Here is a 24,087-nt window from a genome sequence, read left to right on the forward strand (position 1 = left end):
ATTTAAAATTTAATATTAGAAAGGACATTATAGATGATTGAATTTTTAAAAGAACACGGAGTTAAGGACAGACTTATAGAAGATTTAATTCATTTCAGAGGTTTTTATAAGGTAAAAGATGAGCATGCAAACAGAATTCCGGAGCCTAAAATGTTTTATTTTGGAAAGGAAGTTTGGAATATGTCACTTTCTGCCTTATTAGAGGGTGAGCATATACTAATTAGCGGTCCAAAGGCAACTGGAAAAAATGTACTTGCAGATAATCTTGCCTGTGCATTTCAAAGACCTGCGTGGACGGTATCTTTTCATGTGAACACAGATAGTTCTAGCTTAATAGGGACAGATACTTTTGAAAACAATCAAGTTGTGATGAGGAAGGGATCTGTTTTTGAATGTGCTGAAAATGGAGGTTTTGGAATATTTGATGAAATAAATATGGCCAAAAACGATGCACTTGCAGTTCTCCATTCGGCTCTGGACCATAGAAAAATAATAGATGTTCCAGGTTACCAAAAGATAAATCTCCACGAATCAACGAGATTTATTGCCACAATGAATCACGGCTATGCAGGAACAAAAGAGCTTAATGAAGCACTTGTTTCCAGATTTATGGTCATAGATATTCCTCCTCTTAATAAGGAAAAACTAAAGTTAATTTTAAAGAATGAATTTCATAATTTATCTGAAGATTATTTAGAACAATTTGCAGGGTTATTTTTAGATTTGCAGTTAAAATCTCAAAATTCCGAAATATCTACAAAGCCTGTAGATTTAAGAGGATTAATTGGAGCAGTGAAATCAATGAGAAGGGGACTTAGTCCTTATCTAGCAATTAATATGGGTATACTTGGAAAGACTTTTGATGATTTTGAAAAACAAATTGTAGCAGATGTAATTAAACTTAGAGTACCAAAAGATGTAAAATCTGAAGAGATTTTCAAAAGATAAAATATATTAAGTCAGATAGGTAGGTTAATGAGAGTATTTTAGCCTTATAATAAAAATTAAAAAGAAAGAAAAGATGCTTATATGAACTCTTTAAATGACAAACTAAAAATAAGAAACTCCAATATATTTTGGACTGTAAGTCAAGAGTATGGAATAAATCCTAATAAAAAATATATTACTAATATACGTAGTAAAAGAAATTATATTTTTGAATCTATTTTAAGTGGTGGAATTCATAAATATTTCGATGTGAGCTTAATAGACAATAATCTTGAAAATATAAAAAAAACCACTAAAACTCCTGAAATTTTTTCAGAAATATTATTTTTGCTAATAGAAGAGTCTGTTTTTTTTAGGCTCGAATCTGAGTGGATTGGAATAAGAGATATAAGACTTAATCATTACAAAAAAGAAGCCGCCTGGTTTGATTATCATCCTCCTAAAGATGTCCTTTCTGAACTTAGAAGTGTTTACTATATTAAAAAACTTAATAAGTTCCCTAAAACATCAAATGAAATTTTAGTTTTGTTAGATGAAATATTAAAATTTGAAAAAAATACAACAACTAAAGACATTATAAATAAGACATTTGTTATTTTAAAGCGTTTTTTTCATTTTGACTCATCTTTTTTAGAAGAAAAATTAAAGCCTCATTTAGAGGAAAAAATTGAAAAAGAACCTATAAAAAAAGAAAAAGAAAAGCCTAAAGCTCATTCTAAGTTAGATTTAAATGAAGTGGATCAAGAAGAATATGTTTCGGCAGAATATAATCCGAATGAATCTGTATTAAATCCAAAACAAGGCTACGATGGAGATTTTTCTCTTAAGGAAGTAGATATAGACATCAAAGAATATAGCAGTATGAAACATAAGATAGAGTCAAAATTTGGTAAAGGAATTATATCGGAATCTGAGCTATCAAGACTTGAAAAAAATATATGCCAAGATATTCACGATGGGTGCAGACTGCATCTGACAGATGGAGAATTCTCTACGGAGCTTGAAAAAAGCTATAGATTAAGTTATTTGAAGAATCAAAGAACCCAGAATCTAGAAGAATTCGAATATCATGAAAATATTTATAGACGAAATATAGTGAAATTAAGAGAAATTATACAAAGGTCTATTTTAGCGAATACAGACACGGGAAAATACAAGGCTAATAGAGGTTCATTTATAGCATCCAGTGCTTGGAAATCAGTATATCTCAATGATTTCAAGGTTTTTAGCAGGGATTCCAAAGATGAAATTGGAAATTTTGTAGTAGATATATTTTTAGACGCTAGCGGATCTCAGACTGAAAGGCAGGGGAAGGTAGCCGCCCAAGGTTTTATAATATCAGAAGCATTAACCCTTTCCCATATTCCTGTTAGAGTAACTGGCTTTAATAACTTTCTGGATTTTACTATCTTAAGACAATATAGAGATTACGATGATCCAATAATCAAAAACTCAAGTATCTTTGATTTTCATACTTCAGGAACTAACAGAGATGGTCTTGCAATTAGAGCAGTTGTAGATTCTCTAAGTAAAAGGTCAGAAGAAAATAAGATTTTAATAATTCTAAGTGATGGAAGACCAAATGATATTAGGATAACTAAAACTACGGCTTCTAGTATAAAAGGAGAGCTAGATTATAAAGGATATAAAGCAATAAAAGATACAGGATTTGAGGTGAGAAAAGCAAGGCAAAAGGGAATTGCTGTATTAGGAATCTACACAGGAGAAGAAAATGATCTAGAAGCTGAAAAGCTTATATTTGGAAGAGATTTTGCATATATAAAAAATATAGATAGATTTTCTGAACTAGTAGGATTTTACCTGAAAAAACACATAGAAAATATGTTGGATCCTTAGATTATAAATCTTTTATGGATTCAACATATTTTTTATTCTTATTTTAACTCTACAATTATATAGCCACTTTTTTTATCTATATACAAATGTGTTTCCTTAAGAGTGATATCCATATTTGCAAAGCTTGACAAGAGATCTATATCTCTTAGGAAATGTAAAGTAACATCCATTGATTTAGTAGAAGCTCTCAATAGAATTGCTTTTACAAGAGGAAACTGTATCCTATTTAAGTATTCTATATTTGAATCTCTAAAATCTACAGTAAGCATATCTATAGGAATATATAAATCAATATCTGTTCCGTCATCTCTAATTATCCTGTAAGGAAGACTTATAAAACAATTATTTAGGTTCATAAATATTCTCCTTAAATTAATCTTGAAATTTTATTAATATTTTTAAATTATACAATAAATAATAGTGGAAATATACTAAACTATTTCAAAAAAAATGAAGGAAAAAAATCGTTATTGTAGTATAATGTAGGTATACTTGTATAAAGGGGGATTCAAATGATTTATTCAAAAAAATATTCATCAATAGAGCCATCAATAACACTTGCAATAAGTGCAAAAGAAAAGAAAATGAAATCTGAAGGTATAGATATTATAGGCTTTAGCGTTGGAGAACCTGATTTTAGAACTCCTGAAAATATCAGAGCAAAAGCTATAGAAGCCATCAATGAAAAAGCAATAGGATATACAGCAGCTTCTGGTATGCCAGAGCTGAAAAAAGCAATAATTGAAAAACTGAAAAAAGAAAATAATTTAGAATATAGTCCAAACCAAATAGTTATATCAAATGGAGCAAAGCATTCTTTACATAATGCAATAGAGGCTATAAGTAATCCTGGAGACGAGATAATAGTTCCAGCTCCTTATTGGGTAAGCTATATAGAGCTTGTTAATATGGCAGGGGCGGTACCTGTTATAGTAGAAGGTCTTGAAGAAAATGAATTTAAGGTTTCAGCAGAAGATATATCAAAAGTGGTTACTGACAAAACTAAGGCAATTATATTAAATTCGCCTTCAAATCCAACTGGAGCAGTTTATTCAAAAGAAGAACTTAATGCAATAGCTGATTTAGCAGTAGAAAAAGATATTATTATAATTTCTGATGAAATTTATGAAAAGCTTATCTATGATGGAGAGCATATAAGCATAGCATCTTTCTCAGAAGAAGTTAAAGAAAGAACAATAGTAATTAATGGTATGTCTAAGGCCTATGCTATGACTGGCTGGAGAATTGGATACACAGCTTCAAACAAAGAACTTGCGTCTATTATGGACAACATGCAAAGCCATGCAACTTCAAATCCAAACACAGTTGCCCAATATGCAAGTATAGAAGCTTTAGAAGGAGATGAAAGCTCTGTACTTGACATGAAAAAAGAGTTCAATGAAAGAAGATCCTTAATGGTTGATTTAATCAATGATATAGATGGATTAAGCTGTAAAAAGCCAAAGGGAGCTTTTTATGTTATGGTTAATATTTCAAACTTTATAGGAAAATCTATAAATGGGAAAGAAATAAAAAATTCTTTGGATTTTGCAGATTTCTTACTAGATAGTGCAAAGGTTGCTGTAGTTCCTGGAATAGCTTTTGGATCTGATAATTATATAAGATTATCATATGCAACATCTAAAGAAAAAATAACTGAAGGAATTTCAAGAATTAAAAAATCCCTTGAAAGCTAAAAAAATTAAACCTGGCGATTAAAAGCCAGGTTTTTTTATACTCTAATAAAACTCAAGTATAGAAATAGTTTTAAAAATATTTTATACGAAAGAAAAGATAATAATTTACAAAATAAAATTTTTAAATATAATCCAAAATCCTATGAATAATAGGGTTATATTTAAAAAAACCAACTAGTTTTTAAATGTATATTTAGGGAATAGTTTGATTCGGTAATTTTCTTATACTAAAATTCTCTTGGATTTCAGTATATTTTTTAATTAATATATTATTACTGATATTTTATTTATCTTCCTTTTGCTTTCTATACTTAAGTAATATTACTAACTTAATATTTTCCGAATCAAAACACAAAATCTATTTAAAACTACGAAAAATATATTTTAATGACATTAAATCATTTTTGGATAAATAGTATTAAAAACATGAAAAACCCCTCTTAAATCTTAAAATAAACGTTTGTTTTTTCGAGTCATTTTAGATTTTTATAATATGTTGTCTTTTGTTATAATAAAAATAAAGAATACATTTAAGGAGAAGAAAATGGTTAAAATTCACAATAAATCCGACAAACCCGATAATATTATTTTAAAAGAAAATAATATTATTGAAAAATGTAAAAAATTAGAAGATGATATGCCCCTTTTTTTTAGAGACTATTTTATATTCCTTAAAAATTCAGTATCATTATCTTCAAGGTTAGCATATTTGGAGGATATTTTTTATTTTCTAAAATATCTAACTGAAGAAGAGGAAAAGTTCATGGGATTTAATACTATCAAAGACATAGATCTAGAAACATTCGCTATGTTAAAAGCTAGAGATATAAATTACTATATTGGTGAATATTGCTCTAGGTATTACAAAGATATCAATGGCAAAGAATACATTTTTCAAAATGACAATAGATCATTGGCTAGAAAAAAGTCTTCTCTTTCCTCTTTATTTAAATATTTATACAGAAATGAGCAATTAGAAAATAATATTACTGATGGTTTTAATCCTATAAAGTTGCCAAAATCACAACCCGATGCAGTTAAAAAATTAGATATTGATGAGGTATCAATACTTATTGAGGTTGTTGAAACGGGAAAAGGACTTAGTGATAAAGAAAAGATATATTGGAACAAAACTAAACTTAGGGACAAAGCGATTTTGTTATTTTTCATAACCTATGGTCTGAGACTTTCTGAAATTCAGCAGCTAAATCTATCTTCATTTAACTACTCTCGAAATGAATTTAAGATATATAGAAAAAGAGGAAAAGAAGCTCTTATGCCCCTAAATAAAACAATTCAAAAGGCACTTAAGGAATATTTAGAGCAGGAGCGGCCTCAGATTAATCACTTAGATGAAGAAAATCAAGATGCTCTTTTTCTATCTCTTCAAAATAAAAGGATGACTATGAAGGCTATCAGAGAACTAGTGAAAAAATATACCTCAATAGTAATGGGTACTACTAAAAATAATGGCTATAGCCCTCATAAGCTTAGAGCTACTGCTGCTAGTTCTTTAATTGAATACGGGTTTTCCATCTATGATGTAAAAAACATTTTGGATCATGATAATGTTACAACTACACAGCTTTATTCTGCCCATAGGAAGAATTTAAAGCGAGACATTATAAAAAACTTCGAATGGGAAGATTAAAAAAGCCAGCTTAAGCTGGCTTTATTTTGATGGGATATATACTATTTGTCCTGGAACTATGTTTAAACTTTCCATATTATTATACTTTGATATATTATAGATGACTTCTCTGATATCTTCCTTATCTTTTTTGTGTTTTTTGGCTATATCCCAAAGAGTATCACCTTTTTCAACCACCACATAAATCTCCTCTTCGTGACTTGGATGGCTGCTACTATCTGTTGCCCATGACAAAATACTATAAGATGCTATTATTATTAATGCAGTTAGAATCAACAAAAGATTAATTTTTTTAAAAGACTTTCTATTCATAGATTATCATCCTTTCCGAACATATGTTTATATTTATATTATCAGAACGTATGTTCTAAGTCAATATAAAATGTGAACAAATGTTTGTTTTTTAATGAAATTATGATATAATGTTAATAAATATAGCTTCATTAATTATTATAAGAAAGGAGCGATTTTATGTATCAAGATTTAAATCAAAAGCAAGTTTCTATACTTTTATATATAAAAGAAGAGCTCCAGAAACGTGGTTATCCTCCATCTGTAAGAGAGATAGCTTCAGCTTTAAATATAAAGTCAACTTCTACAGTACATTCACACCTAAATAAAATAGAAGAAAAAGGCTATATAAAAAAAGACCCTACTAAACCTAGAGCGATAGAAGTGATTTCAAACTCGGATGATGACTTAATGTTTAACCCAAATACAATCAGCATACCTTATATTGGAGAAGTAACAGCGGGCGAGCCTATTTTAGCCATTGAAAATATTCAAGACTTTATACCTCAGCCTACTAAATGGTATAAAGAAACCCCTCACTTCATTTTGAAGGTTAAGGGCGACAGTATGATTGACGCTGGGATATTTGATGGAGACTTAATTGTAGTTGAGCAAACTTCATCTGCAAGTAATGGCGATATTGTAGTAGCTTTAATAAATGGTGAAGAAGCAACTGTAAAGAAATTCTTTAGAGAAAATAATAAAGTAAGATTGCAACCAGAAAACAAAGATTATGATCCAATATTTCCAAGTGATGTGAGTATTCTTGGAATTGTAAAAACCCTAATTAGGAAGTATTAAAAAAACCAGACATTTGTCTGGTTTTTTTATTTAAAATAAGTTCTTTTTGTAGTTACTATATAAAATTTTAAGTTCTTTTATTTTTTCGTTCATGAGAATTTGGTATTCTGAGGCTTTAGCAAAATCCTCTTCATATATAGCTTCTCTTAATAAAGTAAATAAGGATTTTTTATCAACGCTGTCTTTCATTAAATCCCATTTCAGTAAATTAAGTCTATTCCAGTTAACTATATCTAAATCTGATATCTCATCATCATGAATTTTAGTAAGATTTCTAATTAAAGTCATATTATCTTCTATTATTCTTCCTTTTAGCTCATTTGACCATATATCTATAGTTGCTGTTTTATAAGAATCAATAATTGGCTTTGTAAAAACATCAGCTTTAAGAAGAACTTCAAGCTTTTCGGGATAATCATCCAGTGCTCTTACGTTCTCATAAACAGTAGATGGAGGAGTACCGAATAATGAGTTTCTCTGAGCTTGATTATAGTGCTCAAATACATCTTCTTCACTTCTGTATTGTCTATCCTTTTCTAAATAATAGCCCTCTTCCCCTGCTTCTTTTGAAAATTCTTTTTCTATTTCATCTAAACTTAACTTAGGGCATATAGTTTCTACTCCATCTAAAATACTTTGGTAGCATGTTGCTAACACTAGATATGTGTTTGAATTTGGGTTTGGAGCTCTCAACTCAAATCTAGTTGCAAAAGGATTTTCCATATCCTTTATAAGTCCTATAAGAATAGATCTATTTCTAGAAGGGAAATCTGCTGTGTGGCCAATTGAAGAAACTATACAAATTGGAGCTTCAAATCCTGGTTTTAATCTGTTTAGTGCATCATTTGTGGAAGTTACAAATGGATTAATAACTTCATAGTTTTTCAGAATCCCCATTAGAGATGCAAATCCTATAGAACTCATATATCTTTTATCAAAATCCTTATGGCTAAATACATTGACTTTTTTACCATTTTGAAGTTCTGCCATGATTCCTATATGTGTATGCTCTCCACTCCCAGCTACCCCTTCTATTGGTTTAGCTAAAAATGTAACTTCAAGTCCATGGTTATTAAATACATCCATAACGAGCTGCTTTATAAAATGTTCGTTGTCTGCGCACTGCATAGAATCTGAATATTTCCAGTCTATTTCAAGTTGTTCCATTATATGATTTTGTGTACCTGTAACACTTATAGTAGATCTTACTCCCCCAACCTCTTTATGACCCATCTCAGGCTCAAAACCATATTTGCTCATCATTAGTAAGGCTTTTTCCATTGCAGTTCTTACTGTGCCTTCTGTTCTTTTCCAGTACTGTTCTTTTAATGTCTGTGATGTGGATAGCTTTTCTTCATCTGCCTTATCCTCGGGAGTTTGTACCCAAAATTCTAGTTCGGTAGCCGATGTCATATGAATTTCTTTAATTTCATCTTCTGATTTTATTCCTAATTCCTCTTTAAGATGAGGGTTTTCATTTAGTATGTTTTTACATTCCTTTTTAAATCTCTTTATTGACTTCTTTAAGATAGAACGTGAACAAACCATTTTATTGTTATGAATTAAGAAAGATGGGATTACTAGTGTTCCAATTGGAAGGCCTGTATTTACATCTATGTTGCTGAAATTATAATCAACATACCAGTTACAGTCTATATCAGGCAGAATTATTACTTTTGCATCATTTAGGGTTGCAATATTATGAAGCACAACACTTGAGCCATCTGTTTGGATTCCTAGTCTTAGGAAATCCTCAAGATCTTCAAGCATTAACTCTATCGGGATTCTTTCGTCAGTTGCATTTCCTCTAAGGTCAAGCCCTGCAAGTGAAACGAACTTTATTTGAGGATGCTTATTCAATAGAGTTTTTATTTCTTCGTGAGAATGTTCATCTTTTTTAATTACATATAATAATTCCTCAAGTGGTAGAATTTTGTTTTTTATAGGCATAATTAACACTCCTTATTTTTTATTTTTGAATAAGCCATCAATGCTCCTAGCTTCGAATGCTCATAGGTAATTCCGCCTTGAAAATAAACTGTATATGGTTCTTTTATGGGGGCATCTGCACTGAGTTCTATTGAAGAACCTTGCACAAATGCGCCTGCAGCCATTATTACTTCATTTTCATAACCAGGCATTGCCCATGGCTCTGGTGAAACAAAGGAATCTACTGGTGCGGCCTGCTGGATTGCCTCGCAGAAAGAAATTATCTGACTTTCTGAGTTTAGTCCAACAGCCTGTATTATGTCGCTTCTTTCATCGCTATATTTTGGGAATACATCATATCCAGAATCGTCAAATAATTTTGAGCAGAATATAGCACCTTTTAAAGCGCTGTTTACTACAGATGGAGCCATAAATAATCCTTGAAGTGTTAGCCTTGAGGTTCCAAAAGTAAGTCCGCATTCTTTTCCTATTCCTGGGGATGTAAGTCTTTGAGAAACTATATCTATAAGGGCTTGTTTTCCTACGACATATCCACCTGTTATAGCAAGTCCTCCACCCGGGTTTTTTATTAATGATCCGGCCATTATATCCGCCCCTACATCAGTAGGTTCAAGTTCATCTATAAACTCTCCATAGCAGTTATCTATCATTATGATAGCATCTTTATTTAAAGTCCTTATAAAGCAGCATATTTCCTTTATATCATTTATTGTAATACTTCTTCTTCTGCTATATCCTTTTGATCTTTGGATATAAATCATTTTCAAGGAAGGGGAATCTTGAATCTTTTTCTCGATTTCTCCTAGATTGAAATCTCCATTTTCTAGTAAGTCAACCTGTGTATACTTAACACCGTAATTAGAAAGGGATAGATCGTGTTTTGATATTCCTATTACTTTATCAAGAGTGTCATAGGGTTTACCTGTTATCGCTATCATCTCGTCTCCCGGCATTAAAAGGCCTTGTAGACATATTGTAAGTGCATGAGTACCGTTTACTATATTTGGTCTTACAAGTGCATCTTCAGTGCCAAAAATCCTTGAATAAATCTCCTCGACCTTTTCTCTTCCTATATCGTTGTATCCATATCCGGTTTGAGAATTAAAATGTATATCGCTAAGTCTAGATTCCTGCATAGCTTTTAAAACCTTATACTGATTAATCTCTTTGATTTTATCTAATTTTTCAAAGATAGGATTAAGTTGCTCTTCTATTTTTAAAGATAATTTTAAATCTTCATCTGATAAATTAAAATGCTTATATATCAGATTTTTATGATTTGTCATTTAAAATATAACCTCCTCTCAAAATGTTGGCTTATAGAGTTATTTATCGATGTAATATTAAGGTAAAAGTCGAACATTAACTCTATTTTTTTAATTTTTGTTATTATAACTATTGATTTTATTACCAAACTGATAAAAATGCAATAATTTTATTTAAAAATTCAAAACATAATTTAAAATCCTACTTTGCGAAGAAAATAAAATAAGATATACTAGTAGTACGCATAATATGTATTATGCGTACTAAAAATATTATAAAAGTGCAAAGTTTAAATAAATTTGAAGACAGAAAGGATTTTTATGACTGATTACATTAAAATTAAATTTACGAGGCTTATAGATGAAAAATATAGTTCTTATAATAAAAATTTGTTATATATTTTTGTAAATGCTCTATCAAGCTCAGGGAAAAGTGATAATACTATTATTTCTTATCTTCTAGACCTAAAGACATTCTTTGATTATCTCAATATTGAAGAATCTCTAAAAGATATTAATATATCTAATTTAAGGCCAATACATATAAATATGTATTATTCTTATTTAATCACACAGAGAAATAATAGTTCTTCCACACTAAAAAGAAAAAAATACGTATTGAAACTTTTTATGGATTTTTTAAAAGAGCAAAATGAAATAAGCTCAATCCCTATTCCATCGGAAAGTGTGATTAAAGTCAAACAAAACAAATTACCTAAAATGCCTATATTTTTAGAGCTTAAGGAAATTAGAAATTTAAACAAAGCTTTGGAAGAACTTTGCAAAACAGAATATACAAAGATTAGAAATATTTATATAATAAATCTAATGCTAAACACTGGCATGAGAATAAGCGAGGTATTAAATATAACCCTCGAAGATTTGAGAAGATCTAAAGCGAATGGATATATAGTAATTAGGGGAAAAGGAAATAAAGAAAGGTATTTTCCTATAGATATTTCGGATTTTTCAGATGATCATAAAATAAAATCTTATATTAGTAAGTATATAGAATATAGAGATGATATAGATACTACAGAAAACAGTCTGTTTGTATCCTTAAAAGGAGAAAAAATATCTCAAAGATACATTCAAAAGATATTAAAAGAAGGGGCAGAATTTTCCCAGCTAAATAAAAAAATATCTCCCCACAAACTAAGACATACTTTTGCAACTCATATTCTTAGAAATGGAGCTAATATCAGACATGTTCAAGAACTTTTAGGTCATAGCTCTATTTCAACCACTCAGATTTATACTCATGCAAATATTGCTGATTTAAAGGAGTCTTTAACAAAAAATAAAATAAAGTATTAGATGTTTATCTAATACTTTATTTTCAGAACTAGTTTTCTTCTTCAAAAGCTTTAACAGGAATGACTTTTGATGGAATTATTGTTGAAATAGCATGCTTATAAATTATATTTTGCTTTCCCTCTGTTTCCACTAATATTACGTAATTATCGAATCCCTTTATAAAACCTTTAATTTGTACTCCGTTGACTAAAAAAAGCGTAATTAATACTTTTTCTTTTCTTGCTTGATTTAACATGACATCCTGTAAATTTATTGAGTTTTTCAATTTTAACCCTCCCTAGAATGTTTTATAATCAATAAAAATTATATATTATAATTGATATAATTTTTATAATGATTTACTTTAATTGATAATAATTATTTTTGATTTGTTCAATCATAGAAGATGAAGAATTTGTTAAAGTATCTAACCAAATTCCACTATCATATTTTTTGAACCATGTTATCTGCCTTTTGGCATATCTTCTGCTATCTCTTTTTATTAAATCTATAGCCTCTTCAAAAGAAATATTTCCATCTAAATAATCAATAAGCTGTCTGTAACCGATTCCTTTCATTGATTGCATATCAGTAGTATAGCCTCTTGACTTAAGTAGCAGAACCTCATCTAGTAAACCATTTTCCAGCATTAAGTCAACCCTTTGGTTAATTCTATTATATAGGATTTCTCTATCTAATGATAGGATATATATATCAAAGTTCCATTTTCCTTTATTTTTGTCTAAATTTGAATAAGGATTAAATAAACGCTCCTCGTGAGAAACTTCTAAGGCTCTAATTATTCTTTTTATATTGTTTGGATGAATTTTTTCTGCTGCAATTGGATTCTTTTCAAGAAGAAGTGAATAAAGAACATCTTTTCCCTTAGTCTCTAAAATTTCATTAAGTTCTTCTCTATACTTTGTGTTGGGACTTGCATCGTTAAACCTCATGTCAAATAAAATAGAATCAAAATATAGACCGGTTCCTCCAGCTATAATAGGAACTTTATTTCTTGAAAAAATATCATCTATAGAGGTTTCAGCTAATGACTTATAATCCGAAACACTAAATGATTTGTCTGGTTCTACTATATCAATTAAATGATGAGGAATACCTTGCATTTCTTCTTTAGTAACTTTTGCAGTCCCTATATTCATATCTTTATATATCTGCATAGAATCAGCAGATACTATTTCTCCACCTAACTCTTGTGCAAGTGCCACAGAAAGACTGGTTTTTCCTACCGAAGTCGGTCCGGCTATAATTATTCCTTTTCTGCTCATAATTCAATACCTTTCTTAAATTATTCTCTTAAACATTTTTTCTATTTCATACTTGGTTAATTTCACAACTATAGGTCTTCCGTGTGGGCATGCGAATTTGTTTTTACATTCGTTTAATTCATTTAAAAGATGATTTATTTCCACGAAATGAAGCTTATCATTTCCTTTAACCGCAGCTTTACAAGCTTTTGATGCTATCATATCCCTGATAAATTCCGTGCTTGAATCTATTGAGGAATACAAATTCATTAATTCATATAAAAATACTTTGCTGCTTTGAGTATCTAATGTATTTGGAATCCCTCTTATTGCTATTAAGTTATGAGAAAAACGAGAGCCAGAAAACCCATAAAACTCTATTTGAGTTAAAAAATCATCTACATACTCCTCAAAATCAGGTGAAAAATTTAATTCTAATGGAATAATAAGCTCCTGAACAAGAATTTCTTGATTTTCAAAGGAATTCATATACTTTTCGAATAAAACACGTTCATGGGCAGCATGCTGATCTATTAGATAAAGGCAGGACTGAAACTCAGCAAGAATATAAGTATTAAAAACTCTGCCAATTATAATAAGATTTTTATAATCAATATTTTCTTTTGTGATTTCAGTTATTTCATCAACCACGTTTTCTTTAAAATCATCTTCTTTTTCAATTTCATATTTTTTAGAAGGAAATGAAACAAAGGAATTATCTTCTTTGATTACTTCTATTTTTTCCTTAGGTTCATTATATAAAGATTTCTCAATAGATAAATCAGGTTTAGGTTCATTTAAGGTGTCTTTAGAAGCAATAAACAAATCATTTAACTGAATTTCCTTGATTATCTCTTTTGGTCTCTCCTTATTTACAGGTTTTACTGAAGGAATCATAGTTATTTTTTTTAATTCATTTTTTACTATATAGAAAAGCTTATCGTATATATTAAGATTTTCATTAAATTTAATTTCTAGTTTATTAGGATGAATATTCACATCAATCAAGCTAGGGTCTGCATTTATGTTTAGTGCAAACGCTGGATATCTTCCTGAAGGTATATATTCCTTATAAGCCTTTTCAATTGCATTTGATAACATTTTGCTTTTAACTATTCTTTTATTAACATAAATATGTTGACTTTTACGACTTGGAAGCATCAAAGAATTAGTACCTAGTATTCCCTCTAAGCTTATATTTGAAGCAAGATTTTCGTTTACTGAAATTAGATTATTTTTGAAATCATTTCCATATATCATATAGAATAAAGTTTCAAGAGATCCATTTCCATAACTTGAAAAAAGAACCTTGCTATTATTTATATATTTGAATTTTATATTTTGATGAATTATACCTAATTTTATAATTGTATCAGTTATTTTTGCAGATTCTGCCTGATTTGATTTCAAAAAATTCCTTCTAGCAGGGGTATTGAATAAGAGATCTTCTACTATTATAGTGGTTCCGTCTTTAGCTCCTATGCTGTAGTTTTCGATGACTTGTCCTGCTGATATTTGAAGATATGTTCCATTAATAGAACTGGCCACCTTAGTTGTTATAGATATATTTGAAACAGAAGCTATACTCGCTAGAGCTTCTCCTCTAAAGCCATTGGTTCTTAAAGTATTAAAATCGGAAAATGTACTTAGTTTACTAGTAGTATGGCGCATAAAAGCCTTTTCGACTTGGCTTTGAGGTATTCCAAAGCCATCATCTGTAATTCTTATATAGTCTTTTCCTCCATTTTTTATCTCTATAACAATTGATTTTGCATTTGCATCAATAGAGTTTTCTATAAGCTCTTTTACTACAGAAGCAGGACTTTCTACCACTTCTCCTGCTGCAATTAAATTTATGGTTTTTTCATCCAGTTCTCTTATTATATGGTTCACTTTTTCATCATCCCAACTTTTTCTTTAAATCATTTAAGATAACAAGGGCTTCCATTGGAGTTGTATTATTTAAATCTACTTTTTTTAAGTTTTCAATTATATCTATATTATATATGTCTGCAAAGGATATTTGCTCTTTTATTGGTGAAGGAGCAGGAGTAGATTTTGAGTCTATAGAATTAATTGAATATTTATTTTCTAATTTCGAAAGAAGTATATTAGCGTTACTAATTACATCTTTTGGAAGGTCAGCAAGCTCGGCTACATGGATTCCATAGCTTTTATCTGCCTTACCTTTAATGATTTTTCTTAAAAATCTTATTTCTGATCCTGTATCGTCTACTGCCATTGAATAGTTAGTTATGTTTTTATGATCTTCCTCCAAAACAGTAAGCTCGTGGTAATGAGTTGAAAACAGGGTTTTAGGAGATAATTCTTTAGAGATATATTCTATGATTGACCAGGCTATACTCATACCATCATAAGTACTTGTTCCTCTTCCTATTTCATCCAAAATCAATAAACTATTTGATGTAGCATATTTTAATATATGAGAAACCTCTGTCATTTCAACCATAAAAGTACTTTGACCCTGAGACAAGTCATCACTTGCCCCCACCCTTGTAAAAATTCTATCTACTACACATATATCAGATTTTTCTGCAGGAACAAAACTTCCGATATGAGCCATGAGTACAATTAGTGCAACCTGCCTCATATATGTAGATTTTCCTGCCATATTAGGCCCAGTTATGATTTGAATATCACTTTTTTCTATAATCGTGTTATTGGGGATAAAATGCTCTTGAGGAATCATTTTCTCAACAATTGGATGTCTTCCATTAATTATTTCTATTTTTCCAGATTCATTTAATTTAGGTCTTGTGTAGTTGTTATCGTGAGCAACCTTTGCAAGTGAACAGTAACAATCAATTTCACCAAGGATGCTAGCGGAAAAAAGTATTTCCTTTGTTTTTAAGTTTAGCTGGCTGAGTATAGATTGATATATTTCTTTTTCAAGTTTCTCCTCTTTATCTTTTGCAGTTATTATCTTTTCTTCTATAGATTTTAGCTCTTCATTAATATAGCGTTCACTTGTAGTAAGGGTTTGTTTTCGTATATAGCCCTCTGGCAACTGAAAATTTTTGAGATTTCCCCGGGTTATTTCTATGAAATACCCAAATACCTTGTTATAACCTATTTTTAAATTTTTAATCCCAGTATTTTCTCTTTCTTTAATTTCAATATTTTTTAATATATCTGAAGTATGATTTATTAATTTTCTAAGTTCCATTAGATTTTCGTTAAAGGTTGATTTTACTAAGTATTTATTTTTAGAAAATTCATCACCCTCTTCAAGGGAATTATCTAAAAGATCAAATATATCATCTAAAGTAGAGAGCTTTTTTCCAATATTTTTTATAGCTTCTTTGGATGATCCTAATAAAATTTCTTTAATTTCAGGAAGTGTTTTTAAAGATTTTTTTAGTTTTATAATGTCCATATGCTTTATATTGTTGTAAGAAAGCTTATTGGATATTCTTTCTAAATCATATATATTTTTAAATGATTCAGTTAATGAATTCAAAATATCCACTTCTTCATAAAATGAGTTTACTTTGTGGAGTCTTGCCTCTATAGAATTTTTATTTACTAAAGGGTTATCGACCCATTTTTTTAGAAGACGCCCTCCCATAGGAGTTTTAGTTTTATCTAAAATCCAAAGAAGAGAGCCTTTTTTTTGGGAAGTCCTATTTGCCTCAGATAGTTCAAGGTTTTTGGATGTGAAATTATCCAAAAACATAAATTCTTCTTTATCTGACTTCTCCATAAAATGACTTAGAGTTTTTTGGGTATCTAAAATATAATCTAGTACTATCAAAGTAGAAGGATTAGAACTACTTATATTTTTTGATATATCTTTATTCATATAAAGATTTTCATCAAATTCTCTTATATTTAAAATAATATTATTTTCCTTTATATAATTTAGTATGAGAATATTATTTTTATAGATATCATTTGTTAGAATATATTTTGTATGGGAGTCTAAAACAAGCTCTGATGGGCGAATTTTTAGGAAAAAATCTGCAAAATTATCAATATCTATTGAATTCTCATTGATTTCTCCTGTAGAAATGTCCACGTAAGCAACATGGAAAGTCAGCAATTCATCAACTCGCTTTGAGGCTAAAACTCCAAATATATAGTTATTTTTTTCTTTATCAACAAGTCTTTCATCCATAACTGTACCTGGGGTTAAAATTTTTACAACTTCCCTTTTGACTATTCCCTTAGCCGTAGAGGGATCTTCTACCTGTTCGCATATAGCTACCTTTTTCCCAGAAGCTATGAGCTTATTTATATAATTTTCTGCACTATGAAAAGGAACTCCGCACATTGGAGCCCTTTCTTTTAGCCCACAGGATTTTCCGGTTAGAGTTATATCTAGTATTTGAGATGCCTCTATAGCATCATCAAAAAACATTTCATAAAAATCACCTAATCTAAAAAATAAAATAGCATCATTATGATTTTTTTTAATATCTAAGTATTGCTGCATCATAGGAGTTAGCTTTTCCATAAAACCCTCCAATATATTTTTATATAAATAGAGAAAGAAATAGTACTCTGCTTAGAGTACTATTCCATTGAGTGAGAATGATTTGGGATCAGTTACTTTAATGTTTATTATATCACCAATCAAAGATTCATCACCTTTAAAATTTACTAATTTATTTTGACGTGTTCGTCCTGTTAAAATATTTGGGTCTTTTTTACTCTTACCTTCTACTAAGACTTCCACTACTTTATCTTTATACGAAGCATTTATTTCCCTTGCAATTTCATTTGTTTTTTCTAACAATCTATGGAATCTCTCTTTTTTTACTGACTCTTCTATATGATTTTCCATATTTTCAGCAACAGTACCTTTTCTTACGGAATAAATAAACATAAATGCAGAGTCATACCTTACTTCATTAATTAAATCTAAAGTATCTAGGAAATCCTCTTCTGATTCTCCTGGAAAACCTACCATTATATCAGTAGTTAAAGCTACATCTTTTATTTTAGATTTTATTTTTTTGATAAGACTTAAGTAATCTTCCTTTGTATAATTTCTGTTCATAGCCTTTAAGACTCTGGTACTTCCAGCTTGTACGGGCAGGTGTATACTTTCACAAACCTTAGGAAGATTAGCTATAGCATCAATTACATCATCTGAAATATCTTTTGGATGGGAAGTCATAAATCTGATTCTCTTTATTCCATCCACATCATTCAAAGTTTTTAAAAGGTCTGCAAAGGTATAGCTTTGTTCAAATGTATTTCCATAGGAGTTTACATTTTGACCAAGCAGTGTGATCTCTTTTACTCCGTCTTTAACTAAGCTTTCTACTTCCGTTACTATATCCTTAGGTTCACGACTTCGTTCCCTTCCTCTAGTATAAGGAACTATACAGTAGGAACAAAAATTGTTGCATCCATACATTATATTAACGAATGATTTAACTTCCTTTTTTCTATAAGTTGGAAGACCTTCAACTATTCTTCCGTCTATATCCCATACATCGATTAATGTACCTTGATTACTTGATAAAAAGTTTGTAAGTAGCTCTGGAAACTTATATAGGTTGTGAGTTCCAAATACTAAACTAACATGAGGGTACTTCTTTTTGATTTCATCTACTATATGGGATTGTTGCATCATGCATCCACAAACGGCTATGACAAGATGTTCTTTAATTTTTTTTATTTTTTTAAGATGACTTAGATTTCCATAAACTTTTAACTCTGCATTTTCTCTAACTGCACATGTATTGTAGATTATGATATCTGCATCCTCTTCATTTTCTCCTGGAGTAAGTCCCATAAGATCAAACATACCTGTTAGATTTTCAGAGTCATGCTCATTCATTTGGCATCCCCATGTGACTATATAATATTTTTTATATTTTGTTTCATCCTCGCTTAACAGTGTTCTCAGTTCATTTATAAACTGTTGCTGTCTTAAGATTTCTTCGTGTTTTACTTTTATACTCTTTCGTTCGCTCACCCTAAGCCTCCTGATTAATATTCTTTAGAGGGACTACTTTAATTTTTGTATTTGTATACAAAAAATCGTTCTTTAATTTAAAGATAACGCTATCCTTTTCATCTTGCTGTCTGGTTTCTCCCATTACAACATAATCAATCTGATTATCTACAGCAAATTTTACTAAAGTCTCTCTTATATTATTTGATTTTAAAACTGTAACACTTGCGCCATAGCCCTTGGATTTGTCAAACAGATATTCTAAAGCTTCAGCGGCTTTATTGTCTTCTAGGACCTTCAAATCCTTAGTTGCTACGTGTATTACAAAAATTTCACTATCTTCATTATTTACTATATTCAAACCTTCTTTTATTAGTCTCTCACATGTTTTTTGTTCAGTCACGCAGACCATAACCTTTTGAGTCATTATTTTACTCCTTCCGAAGCAACCTTTATATAATTATTCTTTGCATAGTAAGAAGGATTAAATCAAATATCATTAATCCTTAGAAATATTAAGTCTATTTTTAGTTTTGATTTCAATTGACAACATCTATTATTCAATGTAAGTATATCATAAAAGTGAGTTATTATCTATGAATAGTACTGCAATTTATATGCAAGACGCAAAATATAACTAACCCACTATCTCAATTTCTTTCACTTCTATAGCCTTTTTTATTAAGGCTTCTTTATCTAACAACTCTTCGGCCTTTAAAATCTTCTCTAGTCTTGGTTTCGTGGCAGGCCTTTTTGGTAAAAAGACTGTACAACAGTCTTCTTCAGGGATAATTGATGTTTCAAAGGTATCAATTTCTTTTGCAAGCTTTATTATATCTTCCTTATCATATGCAATTAAAGGTCTTAAAACCGGAAGAGTCTCAACTGCATTATTTGTTGCAAGAAGTCCTTCAGCAGTTTGAGATGCTACTTGACCGATACTTTCCCCAGTAACTAAGGAGTTACATTCTTCTTCTAATGCAATTCTTTCAGCTATTGACATCATAAATCTTCTTGATAAAATAGTCATAAGCTCTTCAGGACATTTTTCAGAAATCTCTTTTTGTATTTCCAGTAGATTCACCATATGAATACGAATTTTGCCTGTATGTCTTGAAAGAATCTTTGCTAAATCCATCACCTTCTCTTTTGACTTATCACTTGTAAAGGGAAAGCTATGAAAATGAACTGCTTCTAAATATAAGCCTCTTCTTGATATAAGATATGAAGCAACGGGGCTATCTATTCCACCTGAAAGAAGTACACATGCCTTTCCATTTGAGCCTAGAGGCATACCTCCAACCCCTTTTATCTTCTCAAAATATATAATGTTTTCATTTTTTTTAAGTTCAGCAACCATGTTTATCTGAGGGTTAACTACTTCAACTGAAACCCTATCCTTAAATTCATTTAAAATATATCCTCCGATATCTTGATTCATTTCAGGTGATTTCATTGGAAATGACTTGTCTTGTCGTTTAACTGTAATCTTAAAAGTAGTATTACTAGAGTTTACAAGAGATTCCTCCATCAAATTGCGTATTCCAGTTTTTAAGTTTTCATAGCCGGCATCTGTTTTAATAGCAGGACTTATGGATACTACTCCAAAAACATTCTTTGCCTTTTCAATCACATCTAGATGATTCTCTCCATTTAGATAAATATAGATTCTCCCATCACCTTTTGAAATCTTTAGATCCTTAAATTCATAAAGCCTGTATCTTAGATTTTTTATAAGTGAACTTTCAAAAACATGCCTATTCATACCTTTTATTGAAACTTCACCGTTTCTGATTATAAGTATTTCATACATACTATCCCTCTTTTATGGTTTATATTTTAATATTTTTCTCAATTGTGTTACATGTGATATCAGCTTTTCCACTGTATAGTCGATTTCTTCCTTCGTATTGAATGTTGAAAATGAAAATCGAATAGCCCCTTCCTTTTCAACGTTGTTTAGCTTTATTTTCTCAAGTACCCTAGAACCCTTCTTTTTTGAAGAACAAGCAGAACCTGTTGAAACATAAATCCCATCTTGTTCTAAAGAATGTAGAAGTATTTCTCCTTTTACCCCTAAAAATGAAATATTTAAAATATGGCTACTGCTATTTTTAGGAGTATTTATTTTTATATTATCAATACTTTTTTCTAGTTGGTTTCTAAAATAAGTCTTAAGATTTTCAATTATATCATAATTTTTATTTATTGAATCCTTTTGTAGTTCTACTGCTTTAGCAAAACCATTAATAGAGGTTGTATTTTCTGTCCCTGATCTTAAATTTAATTCTTGGCCTCCGCCTGTAAATAATGGAGCAATAGATAAAGAGTCTCTAATATAAAGTGCTCCAGCTCCCTTTGGACCATGAATTTTATGGGAGCTTACACTCAATAAATCAATATTTAAAGCTTTAGGATTTAGCTCTAACTTTAAAAAGGATTGTACAGCATCTACATGGAAGCTTATTTTATTACTTTTTTTCTTTATAAGCTCTCCAATTTCTTTGATAGGATTAATCGTTCCTAGTTCATTATTGACATGCATTATAGATACTAGTATCGTGTCTTCTCTAAGCTCTTTTTCTACCTTTTCCACTGAAATATATCCATCTTCATCTGGTGATACAAAGGATACTTCAAAGCCGTGTTTATCTTTAAGCTCCATAAAAATAGTATATATAGAGTCATGCTCTATGCTAGATGTAACTATATGTTTTCCTTTACTATTTCGAGAATTTAATAATCCTTTAATGGCCAGATTATTTGACTCGGTTCCACCTGAAGTGAAAATTATTTCCTTAGGAGAACAATGAAGAGCCTCAGAAAGTATAAGTCTGGATTTTTTTAAAAGCTTTTCTGCTTGAATTCCAAGCCTATGTATAGACGATGGATTACCATAGTTTGTAGATAAATCTGATACTATAAAATCTATTACTTCTTTATATGGTTTTGTTGTAGCACTATTGTCAAAATATATTTCCAATTTATCCTCCTATTTAATATCCCAAATCCTTGTCAATTAAAAGCACTTCTATATCTACAGAAGGAAGATGTCCTTCTATTATAGTAGTGACATTGCACATTCTATTTACTCCTTTACAATCATTGCATTTTCCTGTAATAGCACATGGAGTATCTCTATTTAGCCTTCTCGCATTTAAAGGACAGGCTTCTTCTTTTATTCTCTTTAAAGCAGCATCTATATTTGAGACAATTTTATTTTTTCCTGCAATTATTACTACCTTATCAGGACCAAATATCATACTCGATACTCTATTTCCATTTCCATCTATATTCACTAATCTCCCATCCTCAACTATTGCATTGGAACTTGAAAAATAAATATTGGATGAAGAAGCTTTTTTTAAAATTTCATTTCTTTTTTCTGGTTCAACCTTCCAGTGCCAGAAAATTTCCTTTTCCTCTTCTTTAAAGATTTCATAAAGACCAAGCTGTTCAATAGTTATAGAACCTCCTATACCTACAGTTTTAGCATCCTTAATTAGTTCTTTAATATAATTTATAATATCCTCTTCTTTATAAAATACCTCTGACTTTATGTTTCTTTTAATAAAATTTGTTTTAATACTTTCTAAATTCATATCTTACCTCCAGTTAAAAAGTATATTTAGACTTTTTCTACTTTCCTATTATATCTTAATTAGGTTTTTATGTCATATTCTTAGTATATTAATTTTAAAGTTCAAAATGATTTGTTCAGTAAGTTTTATTGTAAAATTTTTAAAACATTATTGCAAAATTTGTCGAAATTTGTTATACTTATTTCAGTGGTTATCCCCCTGGTAACCTCAACAAAATCTCTATTCCCAATACCCCTTTTGAACGGATTTTTTACGTTTAGCCTGCTTATTTAAGCAGGTTTTTTCTTGCAAAAAAATATTTAATAAAAATTTTTATAGACTCTGATATTACTGAATGCTAAAATTCTATTGTAATAACTTAAAAATTTAGGGGGACTTTATTAATATGAAACCAAAAGTAGCTATTATTTTTACAGGCGGAACAATATCAATGACAGTTGATGAAAAAATTGGTGCGGCAATACCAACGTTGACTGGAAATCAGATTTTATCAATGGTGTCTAACATCGATAAATTGGCTGAAATAGAAACAATAGAGTATTCTGAACTTCCTGGACCTCATATGACAATAGATAGGCTTTTAGAAATTCGAAAAATAATAAATGATTTAGTATTAAGAAAAGATATTTCAGGAGTTATTATAACTCATGGAACGGACAACTTAGAGGAAACTGCTTACTTTTTAGACCTTACAATGCAAACTAGCAAACCTGTAGTAATGGTAGGAGCTATGAGAAACAGTTCTGAACTAGGATATGATGGACCTAGCAATCTAGCAGCAGCTGTTTGTACTGCTATTTCTCCTAAAGCAAGAGATAAAGGTGTTTTGGTTGTACTCAATAATGAAGTGAATATAGCAAGAGAGGTTACAAAAACCAATACTCTTTCATTAAATACTTTTCAATCTCCATATGGGCCTATTGGAAGTATAGATACGAATGATCTTATTATTCATAGAAATATAGTTTCTAAACAATATATAGACACTGATATAGTCGAAAGAAAGGTTTATCTTATTAAATCCTGCTTTGATATGGATGATACATTAATTAATTGCGTAGTTGCATCAGGAGCGAAGGGTATAGTGATTGAAGGAATGGGAAGAGGTAATATCCCTCCTAAAGCTGTTGATGCAATAAAAGAAGCGTTAAGCTTAGGAGTTGTAGTAGTTATAGTATCTAGATGCCCTTCAGGCAGAGTAATGGAATCTTATGGATACAAAGGTGGCGGAAAAGATCTTGTGGATATGGGAGTAATCTTAGGAGGAGACTTAACAGGACAAAAAGCAAGAATCAAGCTTATGGTTGCTCTTGGAAAAACAAATGATCAAAATATAATCCGTGAAATTTTTGAAGATGATATCTATTCGTAAATAAATTTTTATAAGAAATATATTACAAAAACCCCTTAAGCAATCTGGTAATATGTCAAGAAAAGATATTTAAAGAAAACGTACAAAAGATTTAAAGAAGGGCAAAGCAAATAGAACCTATGATTTTCAATGAAAAAAACAGGTTAAAGATTGAGAAATATTT

General features: G+C 30.0%; 20 protein-coding genes. 7 read left to right on the top strand and 13 right to left on the bottom strand.

Annotation, left to right across the window (positions count from 1 at the left end):
• The first annotated feature begins 33 nt into the window (after window positions 1-33).
• Window positions 34-948, top strand: a complete 915-nt coding sequence (locus J2Z35_RS04145; RefSeq protein WP_209659694.1) for an AAA family ATPase — start codon at window positions 34-36, stop codon at window positions 946-948.
• A gap of 81 nt (window positions 949-1,029) precedes the next feature.
• Window positions 1,030-2,805 carry a vWA domain-containing protein gene (locus J2Z35_RS04150; RefSeq protein WP_209659696.1) on the top strand — a complete coding sequence of 592 codons (1,776 nt, stop codon included), beginning with the start codon at window positions 1,030-1,032 and terminating at the stop codon, window positions 2,803-2,805.
• A 38-nt stretch (window positions 2,806-2,843) separates the two neighbouring features.
• Here the strand turns inward: J2Z35_RS04150 and J2Z35_RS04155 are convergent, their stop codons facing one another.
• Window positions 2,844-3,161, bottom strand: coding sequence for a hypothetical protein (locus J2Z35_RS04155; protein ID WP_209659698.1), 318 nt, complete (start codon window positions 3,159-3,161; stop codon window positions 2,844-2,846).
• A gap of 156 nt (window positions 3,162-3,317) precedes the next feature.
• Between J2Z35_RS04155 and J2Z35_RS04160 the strand changes: the two genes are divergently transcribed.
• Both J2Z35_RS04160 and J2Z35_RS04165 read left to right on the top strand, forming a co-directional pair.
• Entirely contained in the window at window positions 3,318-4,502 is a 1,185-nt protein-coding gene (locus J2Z35_RS04160) for a pyridoxal phosphate-dependent aminotransferase (RefSeq protein WP_209659700.1), read from the top strand.
• A gap of 544 nt (window positions 4,503-5,046) precedes the next feature.
• Window positions 5,047-6,153, top strand: coding sequence for a tyrosine-type recombinase/integrase (locus J2Z35_RS04165; RefSeq protein ID WP_209659702.1), 1,107 nt, complete (start codon window positions 5,047-5,049; stop codon window positions 6,151-6,153).
• Window positions 6,154-6,174: 21 nt separating this feature from the next.
• Here the strand turns inward: J2Z35_RS04165 and yneA are convergent, their stop codons facing one another.
• Window positions 6,175-6,465 (bottom strand): cell division suppressor protein YneA, encoded by a 291-nt coding sequence (yneA, locus tag J2Z35_RS04170; protein ID WP_209659704.1) that lies wholly within the window; start codon window positions 6,463-6,465, stop codon window positions 6,175-6,177.
• Between the two features lie 159 nt (window positions 6,466-6,624).
• Here yneA and lexA point away from each other — a divergent pair, with 159 nt between their 5' ends.
• A complete protein-coding gene (gene lexA / locus J2Z35_RS04175) occupies window positions 6,625-7,245 on the top strand; it encodes a transcriptional repressor LexA (protein ID WP_209659706.1) in 621 nt (206 codons plus the stop codon).
• A 30-nt stretch (window positions 7,246-7,275) separates the two neighbouring features.
• Here the strand turns inward: lexA and J2Z35_RS04180 are convergent, their stop codons facing one another.
• Together J2Z35_RS04180 and J2Z35_RS04185 are read right to left on the bottom strand one after the other, a co-directional pair.
• Window positions 7,276-9,195, bottom strand: a complete 1,920-nt coding sequence (locus J2Z35_RS04180; RefSeq protein WP_209659707.1) for a type I glutamate--ammonia ligase — start codon at window positions 9,193-9,195, stop codon at window positions 7,276-7,278.
• Window positions 9,196-9,197: 2 nt separating this feature from the next.
• Window positions 9,198-10,481: a methionine gamma-lyase family protein gene (locus J2Z35_RS04185; protein ID WP_209659709.1), complete on the bottom strand. Its 1,284-nt coding sequence runs from the start codon at window positions 10,479-10,481 to the stop codon at window positions 9,198-9,200.
• 279 nt (window positions 10,482-10,760) lie between these two features.
• Here J2Z35_RS04185 and J2Z35_RS04190 point away from each other — a divergent pair, with 279 nt between their 5' ends.
• The gene (locus J2Z35_RS04190) at window positions 10,761-11,777 is read left to right on the top strand and encodes a tyrosine-type recombinase/integrase (protein WP_281063615.1); all 1,017 of its coding nucleotides are present in this window, start codon (window positions 10,761-10,763) and stop codon (window positions 11,775-11,777) included.
• A 28-nt stretch (window positions 11,778-11,805) separates the two neighbouring features.
• Here the strand turns inward: J2Z35_RS04190 and hfq are convergent, their stop codons facing one another.
• From hfq to J2Z35_RS04235, 9 genes are all read right to left on the bottom strand, one after another.
• Complete coding sequence (gene hfq, locus J2Z35_RS04195; RefSeq protein ID WP_209659711.1) at window positions 11,806-12,042, bottom strand: RNA chaperone Hfq; 237 nt, start codon at window positions 12,040-12,042, stop codon at window positions 11,806-11,808.
• 73 nt (window positions 12,043-12,115) lie between these two features.
• A complete protein-coding gene (gene miaA, locus J2Z35_RS04200) occupies window positions 12,116-13,042 on the bottom strand; it encodes a tRNA (adenosine(37)-N6)-dimethylallyltransferase MiaA (protein ID WP_209659713.1) in 927 nt (308 codons plus the stop codon).
• Window positions 13,043-13,057: 15 nt separating this feature from the next.
• Entirely contained in the window at window positions 13,058-14,914 is a 1,857-nt protein-coding gene (mutL, locus tag J2Z35_RS04205) for a DNA mismatch repair endonuclease MutL (RefSeq protein ID WP_209659715.1), read from the bottom strand.
• A 7-nt stretch (window positions 14,915-14,921) separates the two neighbouring features.
• A complete protein-coding gene (gene mutS / locus J2Z35_RS04210) occupies window positions 14,922-17,498 on the bottom strand; it encodes a DNA mismatch repair protein MutS (RefSeq protein ID WP_209659723.1) in 2,577 nt (858 codons plus the stop codon).
• Between the two features lie 51 nt (window positions 17,499-17,549).
• The gene (gene miaB, locus J2Z35_RS04215) at window positions 17,550-18,971 is read right to left on the bottom strand and encodes a tRNA (N6-isopentenyl adenosine(37)-C2)-methylthiotransferase MiaB (protein ID WP_209659725.1); all 1,422 of its coding nucleotides are present in this window, start codon (window positions 18,969-18,971) and stop codon (window positions 17,550-17,552) included.
• A 1-nt stretch (window position 18,972) separates the two neighbouring features.
• Window positions 18,973-19,377 carry a universal stress protein gene (locus J2Z35_RS04220; protein WP_245330752.1) on the bottom strand — a complete coding sequence of 135 codons (405 nt, stop codon included), beginning with the start codon at window positions 19,375-19,377 and terminating at the stop codon, window positions 18,973-18,975.
• Between the two features lie 210 nt (window positions 19,378-19,587).
• A complete protein-coding gene (gene thiI, locus J2Z35_RS04225) occupies window positions 19,588-20,763 on the bottom strand; it encodes a tRNA uracil 4-sulfurtransferase ThiI (protein WP_209659727.1) in 1,176 nt (391 codons plus the stop codon).
• A 12-nt stretch (window positions 20,764-20,775) separates the two neighbouring features.
• On the bottom strand, window positions 20,776-21,933 hold the full coding sequence (locus tag J2Z35_RS04230; protein WP_209659729.1) for a cysteine desulfurase family protein: 1,158 nt from the start codon (window positions 21,931-21,933) through the stop codon (window positions 20,776-20,778).
• 13 nt (window positions 21,934-21,946) lie between these two features.
• A complete protein-coding gene (locus J2Z35_RS04235) occupies window positions 21,947-22,552 on the bottom strand; it encodes a lactate utilization protein (protein WP_209659731.1) in 606 nt (201 codons plus the stop codon).
• Between the two features lie 379 nt (window positions 22,553-22,931).
• Here J2Z35_RS04235 and J2Z35_RS04240 point away from each other — a divergent pair, with 379 nt between their 5' ends.
• Window positions 22,932-23,924: an asparaginase gene (locus J2Z35_RS04240; protein WP_334300521.1), complete on the top strand. Its 993-nt coding sequence runs from the start codon at window positions 22,932-22,934 to the stop codon at window positions 23,922-23,924.
• Window positions 23,925-24,087 lie beyond the last annotated feature (163 nt).

It is taken from the genome of Acetoanaerobium pronyense (assembly GCF_017874355.1).
GTDB lineage: Bacteria > Bacillota > Clostridia > Peptostreptococcales > Filifactoraceae > Acetoanaerobium > Acetoanaerobium pronyense.

Bases quoted from the DNA above. Each gene is read 5' to 3' on its own strand.
- J2Z35_RS04185 (WP_209659709.1), bottom strand. From the start codon at position 10,481: ATGACAAATCATAAAAATCTGATATATAAGCATTTTAATTTATCAGAT.
- lexA (WP_209659706.1), top strand. From the start codon at position 6,625: ATGTATCAAGATTTAAATCAAAAGCAAGTTTCTATACTTTTATATATA.
- miaA (WP_209659713.1), bottom strand. From the start codon at position 13,042: ATGAGCAGAAAAGGAATAATTATAGCCGGACCGACTTCGGTAGGAAAA.
- yneA (WP_209659704.1), bottom strand. From the start codon at position 6,465: ATGAATAGAAAGTCTTTTAAAAAAATTAATCTTTTGTTGATTCTAACT.
- thiI (WP_209659727.1), bottom strand. From the start codon at position 20,763: ATGTATGAAATACTTATAATCAGAAACGGTGAAGTTTCAATAAAAGGT.
- J2Z35_RS04155 (WP_209659698.1), bottom strand. From the start codon at position 3,161: ATGAACCTAAATAATTGTTTTATAAGTCTTCCTTACAGGATAATTAGA.
- J2Z35_RS04180 (WP_209659707.1), bottom strand. From the start codon at position 9,195: ATGCCTATAAAAAACAAAATTCTACCACTTGAGGAATTATTATATGTA.
- J2Z35_RS04160 (WP_209659700.1), top strand. From the start codon at position 3,318: ATGATTTATTCAAAAAAATATTCATCAATAGAGCCATCAATAACACTT.
- mutS (WP_209659723.1), bottom strand. From the start codon at position 17,498: ATGGAAAAGCTAACTCCTATGATGCAGCAATACTTAGATATTAAAAAA.
- J2Z35_RS04220 (WP_245330752.1), bottom strand. From the start codon at position 19,377: ATGACTCAAAAGGTTATGGTCTGCGTGACTGAACAAAAAACATGTGAG.
- J2Z35_RS04165 (WP_209659702.1), top strand. From the start codon at position 5,047: ATGGTTAAAATTCACAATAAATCCGACAAACCCGATAATATTATTTTA.
- J2Z35_RS04235 (WP_209659731.1), bottom strand. From the start codon at position 22,552: ATGAATTTAGAAAGTATTAAAACAAATTTTATTAAAAGAAACATAAAG.
- J2Z35_RS04145 (WP_209659694.1), top strand. From the start codon at position 34: ATGATTGAATTTTTAAAAGAACACGGAGTTAAGGACAGACTTATAGAA.
- J2Z35_RS04150 (WP_209659696.1), top strand. From the start codon at position 1,030: ATGAACTCTTTAAATGACAAACTAAAAATAAGAAACTCCAATATATTT.